The organism is Erythrobacter sp. HI0063, from assembly GCF_001635685.1.
Classification (GTDB): Bacteria; Pseudomonadota; Alphaproteobacteria; order Sphingomonadales; family Sphingomonadaceae; genus Qipengyuania.
In genome coordinates, this window is sequence record NZ_LWFF01000021.1 from 1 (window position 1) to 1,589 (window position 1,589).

Below are 1,589 nucleotides of genomic sequence, written 5' to 3' on the forward strand. Positions count from 1 at the left end.
GATCGGCCAAGCGCCTCGGTTTGCTGAGTCCCCTTTTTATGCCGACGGCACAATGATGTGCCCGGACCACGGTGCTATCGATCATGTCGGCGGCTGTGTCGCGCCCCGCCAGTTCCGCCAGCGTCTCCAGCATGGCATCGAACACGCCGGTCGTAACCCATCGTCGATAGCGCCGGAAAACGCTGTTCCACTTGCCATACTCATCCGGCAGGTGACGCCACTGCGCTCCGGTCCGCGCGATCCACATCATGCCTTCGAAATAGGGGCGGTTGTCCTGCGCCGGACGGCAGCCACGACCCCGCTCAGGTGGCAGCAGCGGCCCGATCACTTCCCACTCTTCGTCCGTAACGCCAATCCGCTCGCCCAAGGCTGCCTCCAAAAGCCAGCCTTGAATCAAGGTCCGAGTCCACAGTCAAGCTTTGTCCACGAAACCTAGTTCCGAAGAGTTTTTTACGGTATTATATATTTGCGCTTCTATACCCGCTTTCTGAAGACCATAACGAAAGAGAGTCGTTAATTCGATCGCGCTGTGGTACGGCGTAAGACTTTTATCCAGAGAATTTAGAAGTCGATAACAGACATCACCAATCGAATCATGCTTTGTTGGATGTGAAACGATTTCATCCTGATTCGCCGATTCTCCTTTATTCGGAATTTCATCTTCAGATGAATCATTATACGGCGGTTCTTCCTCTAATATCTTTTCGGCATGCTTAATGCTCCGCCCGCTGCGCATCGCCGACACTTCGCCATCGTCGTCTTTTTGAAAACAGATAAAGACTTGTGGATCGTTTTTAGACATATTGCCTCTCTTTTCGCCTTTTTATGAGGCACTAAACTGGCAATAGTTTCAAGGTTCGGAGGGTCAATTTCCACATCCGTTGGCGATTGGGGCGCAAACGATCCAGCGGGGGGTGGTCCATCTGCCATAAATTTTGCGACTGAAAGAAGTTTCGCAGTTGAGTTGCGAGTTAGATTAAAGAGGTTGTCATCACTCCCGACGCGGCTCCAAGAAAGAGGAGTTCGCAATAGGTTCTTAAAAACCCCTGTCCTACAGCCCCCCAAATGGCATACCTGCCTCGGTTCCTTTCCTCACACGGAGCATGGAACCATGGCCGACACACCCGAAATACCGAAAATTCTCGCCGACAATCCCGCTGCCGCGCAGCGTTATCTGCGGATGGTCGCGGCGGTGGGTGGGGTGCCCGATGTGGGCGATGTGGTGGACGATCTCGTCCTGGAAGCGCTCTATGGCCCGTACGAGGAGGTCGATCCCGATAATCCGAACTTCGTCCGCTGGCGCTATCCGGAGGTGGAGGAGGGCGCGCTTGCGGAGCTTCCCTCCGGCGCCTCCCCCGACAGCGAGGGCGAACCGGAGGACTACGGCCAAGAGGACAGGCCCCGGCATGGCGTGCCGACGCAGGACTGGCTCTCGCGCGGGTTGAAGCATCCGGCGGGGCGGGGGTGGGAGGCGGCCGGCGATGGTGGCGGCGCGCCGGGTCTGCCCGCCGCCCGGCCCGGTGGATTGTATGGCGGATTGCCTGCCGAACGGCCCTCCCATCCCACCGCGCTCGACCCGGCGCAGCAGG

General features: G+C 57.6%; 3 protein-coding genes. 1 reads left to right on the top strand and 2 read right to left on the bottom strand.

The genetic code is table 11. The annotated features are described in order from the left end of the window. A partial coding sequence (locus A3736_RS01110) for an IS5 family transposase (RefSeq protein ID WP_369815403.1) occupies positions 1–328 on the bottom strand: 328 nt, incomplete at its 3' end. Positions 329–412: 84 nt separating this feature from the next. Further along, positions 413–802 (bottom strand): hypothetical protein, encoded by a 390-nt coding sequence (locus A3736_RS16880; protein WP_156501908.1) that lies wholly within the window; start codon positions 800–802, stop codon positions 413–415. 309 nt (positions 803–1,111) lie between these two features. Between A3736_RS16880 and A3736_RS01115 the strand changes: the two genes are divergently transcribed. Beyond that, the coding region (locus A3736_RS01115; protein WP_197465446.1) for a hypothetical protein at positions 1,112–1,589 on the top strand (478 nt) is incomplete at its 3' end.